This is a genomic window from Streptomyces luteolus (assembly GCF_029968015.1).
In the GTDB taxonomy this organism is placed as follows: Bacteria; Actinomycetota; Actinomycetes; order Streptomycetales; family Streptomycetaceae; genus Streptomyces; species Streptomyces luteolus.
Window position 1 is genome coordinate 22,671 of the sequence record NZ_JASCIS010000006.1, and the last position, 16,249, is coordinate 38,919.

Annotated in this window: 18 protein-coding genes; 6 read left to right on the top strand and 12 right to left on the bottom strand. The window is 69.5% G+C overall.

Annotated elements, in window-relative coordinates:
- Positions 1–238 precede the first annotated feature (238 nt).
- Genes QIT00_RS07470 through cseC form a run of 4 tightly spaced genes read left to right on the top strand, consistent with a single transcriptional unit; the run spans position 239 to position 3,545 of the window.
- The gene (locus QIT00_RS07470; RefSeq protein WP_282534323.1) at positions 239–787 is read left to right on the top strand and encodes a SigE family RNA polymerase sigma factor; all 549 of its coding nucleotides are present in this window, start codon (positions 239–241) and stop codon (positions 785–787) included.
- A complete protein-coding gene (locus QIT00_RS07475) occupies positions 775–1,416 on the top strand; it encodes a hypothetical protein (RefSeq protein ID WP_282534324.1) in 642 nt (213 codons plus the stop codon). Before QIT00_RS07470 ends, QIT00_RS07475 begins: the two co-directional genes overlap by 13 nt.
- A gap of 10 nt (positions 1,417–1,426) precedes the next feature.
- Positions 1,427–2,146 carry a two-component system response regulator CseB gene (gene cseB, locus QIT00_RS07480; RefSeq protein ID WP_282534325.1) on the top strand — a complete coding sequence of 240 codons (720 nt, stop codon included), beginning with the start codon at positions 1,427–1,429 and terminating at the stop codon, positions 2,144–2,146.
- Between the two features lie 10 nt (positions 2,147–2,156).
- Positions 2,157–3,545, top strand: a complete 1,389-nt coding sequence (gene cseC / locus QIT00_RS07485) for a two-component system sensor histidine kinase CseC (protein WP_282534326.1) — start codon at positions 2,157–2,159, stop codon at positions 3,543–3,545.
- Positions 3,546–3,558: 13 nt separating this feature from the next.
- Here the strand turns inward: cseC and QIT00_RS07490 are convergent, their stop codons facing one another.
- The 3 genes from QIT00_RS07490 to QIT00_RS07500 form a co-directional block, all read right to left on the bottom strand.
- Positions 3,559–3,993: a VOC family protein gene (locus QIT00_RS07490; protein WP_282534327.1), complete on the bottom strand. Its 435-nt coding sequence runs from the start codon at positions 3,991–3,993 to the stop codon at positions 3,559–3,561.
- 75 nt (positions 3,994–4,068) lie between these two features.
- Positions 4,069–4,452, bottom strand: coding sequence for a helix-turn-helix transcriptional regulator (locus QIT00_RS07495; RefSeq protein WP_282534547.1), 384 nt, complete (start codon positions 4,450–4,452; stop codon positions 4,069–4,071).
- A 235-nt stretch (positions 4,453–4,687) separates the two neighbouring features.
- The gene (locus tag QIT00_RS07500; protein WP_282534328.1) at positions 4,688–6,253 is read right to left on the bottom strand and encodes an MDR family MFS transporter; all 1,566 of its coding nucleotides are present in this window, start codon (positions 6,251–6,253) and stop codon (positions 4,688–4,690) included.
- 136 nt (positions 6,254–6,389) lie between these two features.
- Here QIT00_RS07500 and QIT00_RS07505 point away from each other — a divergent pair, with 136 nt between their 5' ends.
- Positions 6,390–6,980 carry a TetR/AcrR family transcriptional regulator gene (locus QIT00_RS07505; protein WP_282534329.1) on the top strand — a complete coding sequence of 197 codons (591 nt, stop codon included), beginning with the start codon at positions 6,390–6,392 and terminating at the stop codon, positions 6,978–6,980.
- Between the two features lie 22 nt (positions 6,981–7,002).
- Here QIT00_RS07505 and QIT00_RS07510 read toward each other — a convergent pair whose 3' ends face one another.
- Both QIT00_RS07510 and QIT00_RS07515 read right to left on the bottom strand, forming a co-directional pair.
- Positions 7,003–7,701 carry a M23 family metallopeptidase gene (locus QIT00_RS07510; protein WP_282534330.1) on the bottom strand — a complete coding sequence of 233 codons (699 nt, stop codon included), beginning with the start codon at positions 7,699–7,701 and terminating at the stop codon, positions 7,003–7,005.
- 632 nt (positions 7,702–8,333) lie between these two features.
- Complete coding sequence (locus tag QIT00_RS07515; RefSeq protein WP_282534331.1) at positions 8,334–10,856, bottom strand: ATP-dependent Clp protease ATP-binding subunit; 2,523 nt, start codon at positions 10,854–10,856, stop codon at positions 8,334–8,336.
- Positions 10,857–11,297: 441 nt separating this feature from the next.
- On the opposite strand from QIT00_RS07515, the gene QIT00_RS07520 reads away from it, so the two are divergent.
- Positions 11,298–11,873, top strand: a complete 576-nt coding sequence (locus QIT00_RS07520) for an SCO3374 family protein (protein WP_282534332.1) — start codon at positions 11,298–11,300, stop codon at positions 11,871–11,873.
- On the opposite strand, the gene QIT00_RS07525 is transcribed toward QIT00_RS07520, so the two are convergent.
- The 7 genes from QIT00_RS07525 to nadC all read right to left on the bottom strand — a co-directional run bounded on the left by QIT00_RS07525 (position 11,852) and on the right by nadC (position 16,249).
- Positions 11,852–12,181 carry a histone-like nucleoid-structuring protein Lsr2 gene (locus tag QIT00_RS07525; protein WP_282534333.1) on the bottom strand — a complete coding sequence of 110 codons (330 nt, stop codon included), beginning with the start codon at positions 12,179–12,181 and terminating at the stop codon, positions 11,852–11,854. The two genes, QIT00_RS07520 and QIT00_RS07525, sit on opposite strands and share 22 nt — an antisense overlap.
- A 232-nt stretch (positions 12,182–12,413) precedes the next feature.
- Positions 12,414–12,956, bottom strand: a complete 543-nt coding sequence (locus QIT00_RS07530) for an amino-acid N-acetyltransferase (RefSeq protein WP_282534334.1) — start codon at positions 12,954–12,956, stop codon at positions 12,414–12,416.
- Between the two features lie 9 nt (positions 12,957–12,965).
- Positions 12,966–13,364: a BlaI/MecI/CopY family transcriptional regulator gene (locus tag QIT00_RS07535; protein ID WP_282534335.1), complete on the bottom strand. Its 399-nt coding sequence runs from the start codon at positions 13,362–13,364 to the stop codon at positions 12,966–12,968.
- A 99-nt stretch (positions 13,365–13,463) separates the two neighbouring features.
- On the bottom strand, positions 13,464–13,655 hold the full coding sequence (locus QIT00_RS07540; RefSeq protein ID WP_282534336.1) for a hypothetical protein: 192 nt from the start codon (positions 13,653–13,655) through the stop codon (positions 13,464–13,466).
- 13 nt (positions 13,656–13,668) lie between these two features.
- Positions 13,669–14,298 (bottom strand): hypothetical protein, encoded by a 630-nt coding sequence (locus QIT00_RS07545; protein ID WP_282534337.1) that lies wholly within the window; start codon positions 14,296–14,298, stop codon positions 13,669–13,671.
- A gap of 146 nt (positions 14,299–14,444) precedes the next feature.
- Positions 14,445–15,242: a type III pantothenate kinase gene (locus tag QIT00_RS07550; RefSeq protein ID WP_282534338.1), complete on the bottom strand. Its 798-nt coding sequence runs from the start codon at positions 15,240–15,242 to the stop codon at positions 14,445–14,447.
- Positions 15,242–16,249 (bottom strand): carboxylating nicotinate-nucleotide diphosphorylase, encoded by a 1,008-nt coding sequence (gene nadC, locus QIT00_RS07555; RefSeq protein ID WP_282534339.1) that lies wholly within the window; start codon positions 16,247–16,249, stop codon positions 15,242–15,244. The genes QIT00_RS07550 and nadC overlap by 1 nt, the downstream gene beginning before the upstream one ends.

The window sequence follows — 16,249 nt, forward strand, 5'->3', positions numbered from 1 at the left end:
ACGCCTGGAAATCCTTTCCCTACATCGTCCCTACACCGCGCGAATCCGGGCTGATCAGGCATACCGCCGGGGATTTTTAGGCGCCGCTTAGCCCTGTTACACAACCGAGGGGTAGCCGTGCGCCTGCCGCAGGCTGCTTCGCGAAGCGCCGTTACACCGCCTCCGTAGCTTCGGAGATGTTCCGGAGAGAGATCCGGTTCCACTTCGGATGCAGGTGTGAGAACGGAGGCGGTTGAGAATGGCGCACGGCGAGGTGCTCGAATTCGAGGAGTACGTCCGTACGCGGCAGGACGCCCTGCTGCGCAGCGCCCGCCGCCTCGTGCCCGACCCTGTGGACGCCCAGGACCTGCTGCAGACCGCGCTCGTGCGGACGTACCACCGCTGGGACGGGATCGCCGACAAGCGGCTCGCGGACGCCTACCTCCGCCGCGTGATGATCAATACGCGGACCGAGTGGTGGCGGGCCCGGCGCCTGGAGGAGGTGCCCACCGAGCAGCTGCCGGACGCCAGCGTCGACGACTCCACCGAGCAGCACGCCGACCGCGCCCTCCTGATGGACGTACTCAAGGTCCTCGCCCCGAAGCAGCGCAGCGTGGTCGTGCTGCGACACTGGGAGCAGATGTCGACCGAGGAGACGGCTGCCGCCCTCGGCATGTCTGCCGGTACGGTCAAGAGCACGCTGCACCGGGCGCTCGCCCGCCTCCGCCAGGAGCTGGAGAGCCGCAACGCCGAGACCGGCGCCGGCGGCGTGCTCGGAGTTAAGGAGCGGGAGCGTTGCACGGCCTGAAACGGCTCGGCGGACCCAGGGCGGGGAGTGCGGCTGCGGCGGCGCTCGCCGCCCTCGGGCTTTGCCTGGGCGCCCTCGTCTCCTGCAGCACGGGCGGCACCGGCACGCGTGACGAGGGCCCGGCCCGCAGCGACCAGGTGGCGCAGGGCTCCCCCGCCCCGTCCGCCAGGCCCGGCAAGGAGCACGCGGTCGACCCGGTGCGCCTCGTGCGCGAGGACCCCCGGGTCAGCAAGGCGGTCAAGGCCGATCTGAAGCCCTGCGCGGGCGACTCGTACCCGGTCGACGTCAGCTACGGGAACCTGACCGGCGGATCCCGCAACGATGTCGTGGTGAACGTCCTGACCTGCGGTGACGCCATCGGCATCGGGGCATACGTCTATCGCGCCAAGGGGGGTGCGTACGAGAATGTGTTCCGCACCGAGCAGCCCGCGTCGTACGCCGAGATCGACCGGGACGGGCTGACCGTCACGCGGCAGACGTACGAGAAGGACGACTCGGTGGCCTTGCCCTCCGGCGAGGACATCACCCTCTACGAATGGCGTGACGACGCCTTCGTGCAGACCAGGCACTGGACCAACCGATACGGCAGCGCGGGCGGCGACGTCAGACCCGCGCCCGAGGAGAACTGAGAGCGAGCGGATGGCCGAGCAGACCCATGTCCTGTTCGTCGAGGACGACGACGTCATCCGCGAAGCGACGCAGCTCGCCCTTGAGCGCGACGGCTTCGTGGTCACCGCCATGCCGGACGGCCTGTCGGGCCTGGAGGCGTTCCGGTCGAACCAGCCGGACATCGCCCTGCTCGACGTGATGGTGCCGGGGCTCGACGGCGTCTCGCTGTGCCGGCGCATCAGGGACGAGTCCACGGTGCCGGTGATCATGCTGTCGGCGCGGGCCGACTCCATCGACGTGGTCCTCGGCCTGGAGGCCGGCGCCGACGACTACGTGACGAAGCCGTTCGACGGCGCCGTGCTCGTCGCCCGGATCCGCGCCGTGCTGCGCCGGTTCGGGCACGCGGGCGGTCCCGGCAACGGCTCGGGCGGTGCGGCGGACGAGGGTGCGGGGCAGGTGAGCGGGGGCGTGCTCGTCTTCGGCGACCTGGAGGTGGACACGGAGGGCATGGAGGTGCGGCGCGGCGGTGCGCACGTCGCCCTGACGCCCACCGAGATGCGCCTGCTCCTGGAGTTCTCGGCGGCGCCCGGCACGGTCCTCTCCCGCGACAAGCTCCTGGAGCGGGTGTGGGACTACGGCTGGGGCGGGGACACCCGCGTCGTCGACGTCCATGTGCAGCGGCTGCGCACCAAGATCGGCCAGGACCGGATCGAGACCGTCCGCGGCTTCGGCTACAAGCTCAAGGGATGACGCTCAAGCGATGAGGCGGACCGGGTTGCGGCTGAGCGGGCGGGGGCGGATCGGGCGGAGGCTGTCCGGGCTGCGCCTCACCGAACTGCCCAAGGGACTGCGCACGGGCCTGCGCTGGAAGCTCAGCGCGGCGATCGCGCTGGTCGGCGCCCTGGTGGCGATCGCGCTCAGCCTCGTCGTCCACAACGCCGCCCGGGTCTCGATGCTGGACAACGCCCGCGACCTCCAGGACACCCAGCTCCAGATGGCGCAGCGGCTGTACGAGTCCTCGAAGAGCCCCCGCCTGCAGAGCAAGATCGACGACCCCGAGCTGCCGCCCGAGCTCCGCGCCAAGGCCGAGGCCGGCCGCCGCGCCACCTACGTCCAGGAGACCGACGGCGCCCCCGACATATGGGCCGCGACCCCGGTCAGCGGCGGCAAGATCCTCTCCCTGCACTCCCGCTTCACCGACCGCAGCGCCACCGTGATGAAGGACCTCGACCAGGCCCTGATCATCGGCTCGATCGCGGTCGTCTTCGGCGGCTGCGCCCTCGGCGTGCTGATCGGCGGCCAGCTCTCCCGCCGCCTGCGCGAGGCCGCGGCCGCCGCGCACATGGTCGCCCAGGGCGAGACCGAGGTCCGGGTGCGGGACGCCATCGGCGGTGTCGTACGCGATGAGACCGACGATCTGGCCCGCGCCGTGGACGCCATGGCCGACGCCCTGAAGCAGCGGTACGAGGCGGAGCGCCGGGTGACCGCCGATATCGCGCACGAGCTGCGCACCCCGGTCACCGGGTTGCTCACGGCGGCCGAGCTGCTGCCGGAGGGGCGCCCCAGCGAGCTGGTCAAGGACCGGGCGCAGGCGCTGCGCACGCTGGTCGAGGACGTGCTCGAAGTCGCCCGCCTGGACGGCGCGTCCGAGCGGGCCGAGCTGCAGGACATCACGCTCGGCGAGTTCATCTCGCGCCGGGTGCGGGCCATGTACCCGGACGTGGATGTGCGGGTGGTGCACGAGTCCGAGGTGACGACCGACCCACGCCGCCTGGAGCGGATCGTCGGCAACCTCCTCGCCAACGCCACCAAGCACGGCGGCGCCCCGATCGAGATCTCCGTCGAGGGCCGGGTCATCCGCGTACGCGACCACGGCACCGGCTTCCCCGAGGACCTCCTCGCCGACGGGCCCAGCCGGTTCCGCACCGGCTCGACGGACCGCGCTGGCCACGGCCACGGGCTCGGCCTGACCATCGCCGCAGGCCAGGCCCGCGTCCTCGGCGCCCGCCTCACCTTCCGCAACGTCGGCCCGGAGCACGGCAACGGTCCGGCGGAGGGCGCGGTGGCCGTGCTGTGGCTGCCGGAGCACGCGCCGACGAACACGGGCAGCTACCCGATGCCGGAGCTGGGGAGCCTCGGCGTGAGCTGAGGCGGCGGCGGGCCTATCCCCACTCCTTCGACAGGTCGAGGCCTTCCCCGCGCTCCGTCAGCGAGTACCAGTTCCCGTTGTCGTCCCGGAAGATCGCCTCGATGCCGTACGGCCGCTCCTTCGGCTCCTGCAGAAACTCCACGCCGCGCGCCCGGAACGTCTCGTAGTCCCCGCGGCAGTCGTCCGTACGCAGGGCGCAGGCACCGATGACCCCCTTGGTCACAAGCTCGATCAGCGCCTTCGACGACTCCGGGTCCACGCCGTGACCGTCAGGGCGCATCAGCGCCAGCTCGACGTCCGGCTGGTCCTTGGCGCCCACGGTGACCCATCGCATATCGCCCATGGCCATGTCCGTACGGACCTCCATGCCGAGCTTCTCGGTGAAGAACGCCTTCGTACGGTCCTGGTCGAGGGTCCAGACGGTGGTGATGCCGACGCCTTTGATCATGAGGTGCTCCTGGGGCTGAGGGGGGGGAAGAGGTGGTCGCCGTTGACTTCCCTGTCACCGTAGGCAGCGCCGGGTTCAGTCGGCTTCTCGAAAGTTGCTGTCCCGCTGCGGCTTGAATCCGCCGGCCCAGAGCAGCGCGTAGCACCCGGGGATGAGTGCGGCGCCGCGGCCGACGTTCTCCCGTCTGTACTCGCTCGGGCTGAGCCCCGTCTGCTCACGGAAGCGGGTGGAGAACGTGCCGAGGCTGCTGAACCCGACCAGGTTGCAGATCTCGGTGACGGTCAGATCGGCCGTACGCAGCATCTCCGCGGCGCGCTCGATCCGGCGCCGCGAAAGATACTGGCCGGGCGTCTCCCCGTACACCGCCTTGAAGGCGCGGACGAAGTGCGAGCGGGAGTACCCGGCGCGGGCCGCCGTCGCGTCCAGGTCGAGCTCCGGGTCGGCCCAGTCCCGGTCCATGGCGTCCTTGGCCAGGCGCAACTGCCGCAGATGCGCGACGTGCGCGGTCACGGGCGTACGCACGGGCTCGGCGGGCTCGGCGGGCTCAACAGTCTCGACGGGGTCCACGCCTTCGATGCTGGCACGCCCCACTGACAATCCACCCCACTGACAATCCACCCGGCCCCGAGACGCGTCGAGGCCCCCGGAGCGCGCGGCTCCAGGGGCCTCGACGTACCGCCGGGCGACCGGACACTCAGGCGGACTCGGCCGCCGGCTCGGACTTCTTCTGGGGGCCCGCCCCCTTGAGCGGCACCTCCTTGACGAACAGCGCCGCGAGGAACGCCACGACCGCGATCGCCGAGCCGAGCAGGAACGCCCCGTGCGTGCCGGACGACACCGCGAACTGGTACGCCTCCCGCATCGCGTCCGGCAGCTTCGCCAGGCTCGCCGCGTCCAGCTGGGCGTTGGGCAGCGCACCGCCGCTGCCACCGGGTACCCGCTCCGCCATCTCGTGGGCGACGCGGTTGTTGAACAGGGCGCCCATGACGGCGACGCCGAAGGAGCTGCCGAGCGTACGGAACAGGGTGGTCGAGGAGGAGGCGACGCCCATGTCCTTCATCTCGACGCTGTTCTGCGCCACCAGCATGGTGATCTGCATCAGGAAGCCCATGCCCGCGCCGAGCACCGCCATGTAGATGCCGGAGGTCAGCCGGGACGTGCCGGTGTCCATCTGCGCGAGCAGGAACAGGCCGGTCACCATCAGCGCGCCACCCGCGATGGGGAAGATCTTGTACTTGCCGCTGTTGGTCGTGACCCGGCCCGCGATCAGCGAGACCACCATCATCGAGAGCAGCATCGGCAGCAGCAGGCCGGAGTTGGTGGCCGAGGCGCCCTGCACGGACTGCTGGTAGAGCGGCAGGAAGAGCACCGCTCCGAACATCACGAAGCCGGTGATGAAGCCGATCACGGACATCAGCGTGAAGTTGCGGCTGCGGAAGATGTGCAGCGGCATGATCGGGTCGGCCGCCCGCGTCTGCGAGTACAGGAACGTGCCGAGCGCCACCACGCCGAGCACGGAGAGGCCGACGATCATGGCCGAGCCCCAGGCGTACTCCGTACCGCCCCAGGTCGTGACCAGGACGATCGCGGTGATGCCGATGGTCAGGAGGGCCGCGCCCAGGTAGTCGATCCGGGCCTGCGAGCGCTTCTTCGGCAGGTGCAGGACAATCGTGACCATGGCGAGGGCGATCACGCCGAGCGGCAGGTTGATGTAGAAGGACCAGCGCCAGCCCCAGTTGTCGGTGATGGTGCCGCCGACCAGGGGCCCGCCGATCATGGCGAGCGCCATCACGCCGGCCATCATGCCCTGGTAGCGGCCGCGCTCGCGGGGCGGGATCAGGTCGCCGATGATCGCCATCACGCCGACCATCAGACCGCCGGCGCCGAGGCCCTGGACCGCGCGGAAGCCGATCAGCTGGTCCATGTCCTGGGCCATTCCGGAGAGCGCGGAGCCGATCAGGAAGATCACGATCGAGGTGAGGAAGGTGCCCTTCCGCCCGTACATGTCGCCGAGCTTGCCCCAGATCGGGGTGGACGCGGCGGTGGCGAGCGTATAGGCGGTGACCACCCAGGACAGGTGCTCGAGACCGCCGAGATCGCCGACGATCGTCGGCATCGCGGTGCCGATGATCATGTTGTCCAGCATCGCGAGCAACATCGCGATCATCAGCGCGAGGAGCACCACCCGCACACTGCGCTTCGGCGGTTCGGCCGCCTGCTTCTCCGGCTCGGCCGCCACCGCGGCCTCGGATATCGCCATCGAGATCACTCCCCCGTACTTACTTGCCGCCCGGCTAGTTGGATACTATAAGGGAAGGTAGACCGTAAACTAGCCGGGCGTCAAGTAAGTTCAGTTCGCGTACGACGACGGCCGAGCGCAGCCGCAGGAGACCACGATGAGCAGCAACGCAGACGCCCGCCCCCGCCGGGGCAATACGCGGCAGCGGATCCAGGACGTCGCCCTGGAGCTCTTCGCCGAGCGCGGGTACGAGAAGACCTCGCTGCGGGAGATCGCGGAGCGGCTCGAGGTCACCAAAGCGGCGCTCTACTACCACTTCAAGACCAAGGAAGACATCCTCGGCAGCCTCTTCGAGGACCTGGCGCGGCCGACCGACGAGCTGATCGAATGGGCCGCCGAGCAGCCGCGCACCCTGGAGACCAAGCAGGAGATCCTGCGCCGCTACAGCGAAGCGCTCGCCGGAGCGGAACGCCTCTTCCGGTTCATGCAGGAGAACCAGGCGACGATGCGGGACCTGCAGGCCGGCGAGGAGTTCAAGGCCCGCATGCTGCGCCTGCTCGACGTCCTGCGCGAACCCGACGCCCCGCTCACCGACCAGGTCCGCTGCTTCAGCGCGCTGTTCTCGATGCACGCCGGGCTGTTCGCCCTCAAGGACGTCGAAGGCGACCCGGAGGAGAAGCGCAGGGCCATCCTCGAGGTCGCCACCGATCTGGTCACCCAGGCCCACTCGGACCGGGAATCCCGCTAAAGGGCGGGCGTGCGCAGACGCGTCAGAAGTTCACGCCGAGCGAGCGCATGAAGCTGACCGGGTTGATCGCCGAGCCGTAGTTCGGGGACGTACGGATCTCGAAGTGCAGGTGCGGGCCGCTGGAGTTGCCGGTGTTGCCGGAACGGGCGATCTCCTGGCCGGTCTTCACCTTCTGGCCGACCTTGACGCCGACCTTGGACAGGTGCGCGTACTGCGAGTAGCGGCCGTTGTCGTGCTTGATCACCACGGCGTTGCCGTACGCGGGACCGTCACCGGCGCCGTTCGGGCCGGCCTTGACGACGGTGCCGTTGTGCACGGCGGCGACCTTCGTGCCGACCGGCACGGCGAAGTCCTGGCCGGAGTGCTTGTGCGACCACATGCCGCCGGCCTGGGCGTAGCTGGCGCTCAGCGTGTAGTTCTTGACCGGGTTGCCCCAGCCGGCCGCCTTCTTCTTCGCGGCGGCCTTGGCCTCGGCCTTCTTCTTCGCGGCCGCCTCGGCCTTCTTCGTGGCGGCCTGGGCCTGAGCCTTGGCCTGCGCCTTGACGGCCTGCGCCTCGACGGAGGCGGACGCACCGGTGAAGCCACTGCCCGAGCTCTGCTCGGCGGCCATGGCAACCCCCGCGCCGAGCGTCGCCACCACGCCGACACCAGCGACGAGAACGGTCGCCCGGGTACGGAACAGCGACGACTTGGATATGTGGGACTCGGCGCGCTTCGACATCACGGATGACCTCCAGGGGGTGGGGGCGGTCCGGACATCGACGTCCGGAGCAAAGACATGAGCGGACCCGGCCGACGAACCTCTGCGACCGGGCTGCCCCACCTTGGTAACCCGCCCCCACCGCCGCACTCAAACACCCCATCTACTACCAAAGCTCGTACGGAGGCAGGGGAATGATGGCCTCTTGACGCTGTTTGGGCGCTCTTCCTGAGACCTTTGGAAATGATCCTGGAAGTGGTGTTTAGCCCCACTTCAGTAGCTTATTGAGGGACACTAACGCCCCACTTGCCCCCGACTCGCCCGATTCGGGACTTTAGTCCCGAAGGTTGCCTGCCGAAGGTCCCCCACCCCCCGGGACCGCCGTCGACTATTCCGGCTAGTACCCCTCGAAACGCCTGTGCGTCATGTCACCGCGGGGCAAGATCGAACCCTGCCGGGATGTGACCGGGGCTACTCGGATCACGGCTCACGAGAGGCTTCCGGGAAGCTTCCCGGAGGCTCCTGGGAAGCTCCGGGAAAGCGCCAGGAAAGCTCCAGGAGGCAGCTCGCTGGGGCACGACGAAAAGGGGCCGGCCCCGAACCGATGTCTCGGTTCGGGGCCGGCCCCTTGCTGCCTACTGGCTACAGCCGACTCAGCCCTTGGTCAGGTCCGGGCCGGAGCCGCCCGCGGCGGCGTCCACCGGCGGCACGTCCGGCAGCGTCGACTTCTCCTCGCCGCGGAAGGTGAAGGTCTGCTGCTCGCCCTCGCCCTCGGTGTCCACGACCACGATGTGACCGGGGCGCAGCTCGCCGAAGAGGATCTTCTCCGACAGGCTGTCCTCGACCTCGCGCTGGATCGTGCGGCGCAGCGGCCGGGCGCCCAGGACCGGGTCGTAGCCCTTCTTGGCGAGGAGCTCCTTGGCGGACTGGGAGAGCTCGATGCCCATGTCCCGGTCCTTCAGGCGCTCGTCCACCTTGTCGATCATCAGGTCGACGATCCGCAGGATGTCGGCCTGGCTGAGCTGCGGGAAGACGACGACGTCGTCGACACGGTTGAGGAACTCGGGGCGGAAGTGCTGCTTGAGCTCGTCCGAGACCTTGTTCTTCATGCGCTCGTAGTTGGTCTTCGTGTCGCCCTGCGCCGCGAAGCCCAGGTTGAAGCCCTTGGAGATGTCCCGGGTGCCGAGGTTGGTCGTCATGATGATGACCGTGTTCTTGAAGTCGACGACCCGGCCCTGGGAGTCGGTCAGGCGACCGTCCTCCAGGATCTGCAGGAGCGAGTTGAAGATGTCCGGGTGGGCCTTCTCGACCTCGTCGAAGAGGACCACGGAGAACGGCTTGCGGCGCACCTTCTCGGTGAGCTGGCCGCCCTCTTCGTACCCGACGTAGCCGGGGGGCGAGCCGAAGAGCCGCGAGACGGTGTGCTTCTCGCTGAACTCCGACATGTCGAGGGAGATCATCGCGTCCTCGTCGCCGAAGAGGAACTCGGCGAGCGCCTTGGACAGCTCGGTCTTACCGACACCGGACGGGCCGGCGAAGATGAACGAACCGCCGGGACGCTTCGGGTCCTTGAGGCCCGCGCGCGTACGCCGGATGGCCTTGGAGAGCGCCTTGACCGCGTCGTTCTGGCCGATGACGCGCTTGTGCAGCTCGTCCTCCATGCGCAGCAGACGCGAGGACTCCTCCTCGGTCAGCTTGAAGACCGGGATGCCGGTGGCGGTCGCGAGGACCTCGGCGATCAGATCGCCGTCGACCTCGGCGACGACGTCCATGTCGCCGGCCTTCCACTCCTTCTCCCGCTTGGCCTTGGCGGACAGGAGCTGCTTCTCCTTGTCCCGCAGCGAGGCGGCCTTCTCGAAGTCCTGCGAGTCGATCGCGGACTCCTTGTCCCGGCGGACACCGGCGATCTTCTCGTCGAACTCGCGGAGGTCCGGCGGCGCGGTCATCCGGCGGATGCGCATCCGGGAACCGGCCTCGTCGATCAGGTCGATCGCCTTGTCCGGCAGGAAGCGGTCCGAGATGTACCGGTCGGCCAGGGTCGCGGCCTGGACGAGGGCCTCGTCGGTGATGGACACACGGTGGTGCGCCTCGTACCGGTCGCGCAGGCCCTTGAGGATCTCGATGGTGTGCGGCAGCGACGGCTCCGCGACCTGGATCGGCTGGAAGCGGCGCTCGAGCGCGGCGTCCTTCTCCAGGTACTTGCGGTACTCGTCGAGCGTCGTCGCACCGATGGTCTGCAGCTCACCGCGGGCCAGCATCGGCTTGAGGATGCTGGCGGCGTCGATCGCGCCCTCGGCGGCACCCGCACCCACGAGCGTGTGCAGCTCGTCGATGAACAGGATGATGTCGCCGCGGGTGCGGATCTCCTTGAGGACCTTCTTCAGGCGCTCCTCGAAGTCACCGCGGTAGCGGGAGCCCGCGACCAGCGCACCCAGGTCGAGGGTGTAGAGGTGCTTGTCCTTGAGGGTCTCGGGCACCTCGCCCTTGACGATGGCCTGGGCGAGGCCCTCGACGACGGCGGTCTTGCCGACGCCGGGCTCACCGATCAGGACCGGGTTGTTCTTCGTACGGCGGGACAGCACCTGCATGACCCGCTCGATCTCCTTCTCGCGCCCGATGACCGGGTCGAGTTTGGACTCACGAGCGGCCTGGGTGAGGTTCCGGCCGAACTGGTCGAGGACCAGGGACGTGGAGGGCGTGCCCTCGGCAGGACCGCCGGCGGTGGCGGTCTCCTTGCCCTGGTAACCGGAGAGCAGCTGGATGACCTGCTGCCGCACCCGGTTGAGGTCGGCACCCAGCTTCACGAGGACCTGGGCGGCGACGCCCTCGCCCTCGCGGATCAGGCCGAGCAGGATGTGCTCCGTGCCGATGTAGTTGTGGCCCAGCTGAAGGGCCTCGCGGAGCGACAGCTCCAGGACCTTCTTGGCACGAGGGGTGAAGGGGATGTGCCCGGACGGGGCCTGCTGGCCCTGGCCGATGATCTCCTCCACCTGCTGGCGGACCGCCTCGAGCGAAATCCCGAGGCTCTCCAGGGCCTTAGCGGCGACACCCTCACCCTCGTGGATCAGGCCCAGGAGGATGTGCTCGGTGCCGATGTAATTGTGGTTGAGCATCCGGGCTTCTTCCTGAGCCAGGACGACAACCCGCCGCGCGCGGTCGGTGAACCTCTCGAACATCGTTAATCGCTCCTCAGAGCGGTCAGGCAGTAAAGGGGTCGGTCCCCTCCCTGTCCTTCCGCAGCTTAGTCCCGCAAGCGGGGACCGCTCATTCCAACTGCCGACACCCGGCCCTACTTCCCGGGGGATCTCCTGCCACGAACGCCGACATCTGCTCCAACCCGATGGTGGGAGACGATGTTCCCGCAGGCCAGGCAGTTACCCCCATCGCCAGTACGCCGATGGCGAACGTGAGACGTCCGAGCCTGCGTGTCGCCCCTCCCCACTAGGAATGTCTTACCCGCAGGGACTGACACTCCATGCGGCGCGCACCGGTTCCCTCCGCTACGGGCGAACACCCTTGCGCCCCCCGAGTCCTGCGAGCGCCCCGGTTTCGGGCACAAGGCGCAGTCGATCACGCACGCTGCGTAACCCGAGGCGCTGTGGAGAGTTGCTCCAGACATGTCGCCCGCGATTCCGCTCCCGCGCAAACCGGCCGCCGCTCCCGGCGATCCGGTGCAGCAGTGGTACGAGAACGAGCTCGGCTGGGCGACGGCCGCGGGGCCGCCGGCTCAGCTGGTGGCGGGGCTGCGCTTCGACGTCCTGGAGGTCCCGGCCGACGCGGGCTTCGCCGTCCTGCGGCGGCTCGGCACCACGGCCGCGACGGGTCCGGTGGCGCTCGACGGGAACACGGTGCGGTTCCTGGTCGCCGCGGGCAGCGCGGACGAGCTGCCGGGGCTGCTCGAATGGCTCGAGTGGGGCGGCCTCGCGAGGGACCTGCGGGCCGTGGGGGCGGGCGGCCTGATGCCCGCGCCGCTGCCGCCCGGCCGGCCCGGCCCCCGGGAAGCCGCCGTCTGGCTGCGGCCCCCCGGTCCGGGGCGCGAGGTGGAGCCGACCCTGCCGACGCTGTCGGCTCTCACCGGGCTCGGGAAGAGTGCGGGCGCTCCCGATCTCGTACGACTCGTGGATACGGCGGCGACTCAGTGCCACCGGCTCCGGTTGCTGCGCGCGAGCGCTCAGCCGTTGGCCTTCTCGTAGGCCTCACGGATCGAGGCGGGGACACGGCCGCGGTCGTTGACCTCGAATCCGTTCTCCTTCGCCCACGCGCGGATCTGTGCGGTGTTCTCACTGCTGGCCGCGGCGGCACGCCCCTTGCCGCGAGCGCTGCGGCCTCCGGTGCGACGCCCCTTCTGAACGAACTGCTCAAGCGCGACGCGGAGTTTGTCCGCGTTCTTGTTGCTGAGGTCGATCTCGTACGACTTGCCGTCCAGCGCAAACGTCACGGTCTCGTCCGCCTCGCCACCGTCGAGGTCGTCGACAAGAAGGACCTGAACCTTCTGTGCCACCGGATTTCCTTTCATCGATAACTTCAGGGCCCGAGGTCGCGGCGCGTCCGCCGCTGTTTCCCAGGCCCCGGTTATATGGAGTACATCGGAAAGCAAACCGCTTTTGCCGGAAAAACACAAACCCCCGGTTGAGACCGAGACCTCAAGAGCCCTTGAAACGTGCGCGTTTCGGACATAGCACCGCCGCAGACCCGCAGTGATCTCAACGGCCGGTATAAACCGAGGCGCATGCTCAGAGGTGCAGAAGCATGCGGCTGTTCCCCAAGGTGTTCGGTTTCACTCGTTCGAGACCGAGGAACTCCGCGACGCCTTCGTCATAGGACCGCAGCAGCTCGCTGTAGACATCTGTGTCGACCGGAGTCTCACCGATCTCCACGAAGCCGTGCTTCACGAAGAAGTCCACTTCGAAGGTGAGACAGAAAACCTTGCGCACACCGAGCCAGCGGGCGGTCTGCACCAACTTGCCGAGCAGTTGATGACCCACTCCGGAACCCTTGGCATCGGAGTTCACGGCGAGCGTGCGCACTTCGGCGAGGTCTTCCCACATCACGTGCAGCGCACCGCAGCCGACGACCTGTGCGTTGTCGTCGCGTTCCGCGACCCAGAACTCCTGGATGTCCTCGTAAAGCGTCACCGTGGCTTTGTCGAGGAGGATGCCGTCGCCCACGTAGGAGTCGATGAGGTCACGCACGGTGTGGACATCGCTGGTACGTGCCCTGCGGATGGTGACGGGTTTTGCGGGTGCATCGGGATACGCGGGGATCTCTGCTGGCATGTCCGGACGCTATCGCCCTGTGCCGCCCTCCGCCGCGCCGGGGCTCTCCGGCCCCTGCACCATGCGAACGGCGTCGTTGAGGGCTTCGCGTTGTTCCGGCGACATCATGCCGAAGAAGGCGACGAGCGCGGCCGCGGGGTTGTCGCTCTGCGACCAGGCGTCGTTCATCAGGGCGGCGGAGTAGGCGGCACGCGTGGAGACCGCCTCATATCGATAGGCGCGGCCTTCCGCTTCTCGCCGGACCCAGCCCTTCTGATGGAGATTGTCCAATACGGTCATCACCGTGGTGTAGGCGATGGACCGTTCCTGCTGAAGGTCTTCCAGGACTTCTCGAACCGTGACCGGGCGGTTCCACTTCCAAACCCGCGTCATCACGGCGTCTTCGAGTTCTCCCAAGGGGCGAGGCACACCTGAAGAATAGTGGGAGTTGTCCTGATTTCGGGAGCAAAAAGGGCGTACGGCTCGAAAATAAGTGAGCCGTACGCACGGGTGATGCTGGGGGGACGGTCAGGCGTCGCCGGTCTTCGGGGCGGCCTGCTGCGCCTGGCGGACGCTCTCGGCCCGGGCGACCGCGGCGTCCACGGCGTCGTCTTCCTTGGCCTTGTTGGCGCCGCCCTGGGTCTTGACGATCGTCACGATGAGGGCGGTGAAGAAGGCCGCCATCACTACGGGGGGCAGGAGCGCGGAGACGTAGTCCATGCCCCCAGCGTAGCTATCCGGCGGCGAGCTTCTGCGGCGGGGAGGCCGGTTCGTCGCTCTCGCCGGGTGCCGCGGGGCGGCGCTTGGGCGGGAAGACCTCGGCCGGGGTGGGTACGGGACGGGCCGGGTCGGTGCGCTGCGGCGGTGCCGGCTTCTTCGGGTCGGGGGCCGGCTTGCCGTCCTCGGCACGCCCGCCGGGCAGGGCGAGCAGCCGCCTGCGCGAGGCCGGCACCCGCGGGACTGCCACCGGCTCCGCGCGCACGTCGTGCTCCGCGAGGGCGCGGCAGCGGTCGAGGAGGGCGGCCGCGAGGGGGTTGCCGCGCAGGGCGCGCAGGGCGGCCAGGTCGTCCACCTCCGGGCGGTGGCCGGCCGCGAGGGCGTCGGCGAGCAGCTGGAGGTAGCCGGCCGCGGTGCCGGGGAGTGCGGCGCGGTAGCGGCCGAGGTCGGCGAGGAGGAAGGCGCGCAGTCGGGCCGCCTCGTCGATGGCCTCGATGATGCCGTCGGAGAGATCCAGGCAGTCCTGGACGTCGGCGACGGAGGCGGCCTTGCTGGGATGGAGGGCGACGGCGAGGGCGCGTCGGAGCACACGCAGCTCGTCTGCGCTGAACGCCATGCCGCCGTGGGATCCGTATGGCGTGGGCATGGGCCGACGATACGCGCTAATCGGACAAAATCGACTAAATGCTGAGGTGGCGCGCCGGGCGCGCACGTGTGCTGCGCGCGCCCGTACGACCGTGTTCCGCGCCTGTGCCTCAGCCGCGTGCGACGTTGGCTGCCTGCGACGTTGCGTCAGCCGCGTGCGACGTTGCGTTCGTGGACCAGGCGGAGGCCGATCAGGGTCAGCCACGGCTCGTGCTCGTCGATCACCGTGGACTCGCCGAGGACCATCGGGGCCAGGCCGCCGGTGGCGATCACGGTGACGTCCTCGGGGTCGTCGGCGAGCTCGCGGGCCATGCGGCCGACGACGCCGTCGACCTGGCCCGCGAAGCCGTAGAGGATGCCGGACTGCATGGCCTCGACGGTGTTCTTGCCGATCACGCTGCGCGGGCGGGCCAGCTCGATCTTGCGGAGCTGGGCGCCGCGCACCCCGAGCGCGTCGACGGAGATCTCGATGCCGGGGGCGATCACGCCGCCGACGTACTCTCCGCGTGCGGAGACCGCGTCGAACGTCGTCGCCGTGCCGAAGTCGACGACGATCGCCGGGCCGCCGTAGAGCTCGACGGCCGCGACCGCGTTGATGATGCGGTCCGCGCCGACCTCCTTGGGGTTGTCCATCAGGATCGGCACGCCGGTCTTGATGCCGGGCTCGACCAGGACGGCCGGGACGTCGCCGTAATAGCGGCGGGTGACCTCGCGCAGCTCGTGCAGGACCGAGGGGACGGTGGCGCAGATCGCGATGCCGTCGATGCCGTCGCCGAGCTCCTCGCCGAGCAGCGGGTGCATGCCCATCAGGCCGTTGAGCAGGACGGCGAGTTCGTCCGCGGTGCGGCGGGCGTCGGTGGAGATGCGCCAGTGCTCGACGATCTCCTCGCCGTCGAAGAGGCCGAGGACGGTGTGGGTGTTGCCCACGTCGATGGTCAGCAGCATCAGGCGGTCTCCCCCGCGCCGCGCCCCTCCGAGGAGGCCTCGCGCAGGTCGAGGCCGATGTCGAGGATGCGCGACGAGTGCGTGAGGGCGCCCACCGCCAGGTAGCCGACGCCCTTCTCCGCGTACGCGCGGGCGTTGTCCAGGGCCAGGCGGCCGGAGGACTCCAGGAGCGCGCGGCCGTCCACCAGGGCGACGGCCTCCTCGGTCTCGGCGGGCGTGAAGTTGTCGAGGAGGATCAGGTCCGCGCCCGCGTCGAGCACCTCGCGCAGCTGGTGCAGCGTGTCGACCTCCACCTCGATCGGCAGGTCGGGGAAGCGCTCGCGTACGGCGGTGAAGGCCTGGGCCACGCCGCCGGCCGCGACCACGTGGTTGTCCTTGACCAGGGCGGCGTCCGAGAGGGACATGCGGTGGTTGACTCCGCCGCCGCAGCGCACCGCGAACTTCTCCAGGGCGCGCAGGCCGGGGGTGGTCTTGCGGGTGTCCCGCACCTTGGCCTTCGTACCGTCCAGAACGTCCGCCCACGCGCGCGTGGCGGTGGCGATGCCGGAGAGACGGCACAGGATGTTCAGGGCGCTGCGCTCGCCGGTCAGCAGGTCGCGGGTGCGGGTGGTGACGCTCAGCAGCTTCTGGCCGGCCTGGACGCGGTCGCCGTCCTCGACGTGCCGCTCGACCTCGAAGGCCTCCGTGCAGACCACCGAGAGGACCGCCTCGGCGACCCTGAGGCCCGCGACGACGCCGTCCTCACGGGCGGTGAAGTCGCCGGTGGCGACGGCGTCCTCGGGGATGGTGGCGACCGAGGTGACGTCCACGCCGCCGTCGAGGTCCTCGGCGAGCGCCATGTGGGCGATGTCCTCGACGAGGACGGGGTCGAGGCCGTCCTGGACGATGAGGGCGGCGAGCGCGGGGTCGAGGCCGCACTCCATGACGGCCTCGTCGGCGTCGCCCGCGCAGCCGCAGGCGTCGCCGCAGCCGCCGGTCTCGGCGAGGGGGAGGTCGGGGGTGCTCAC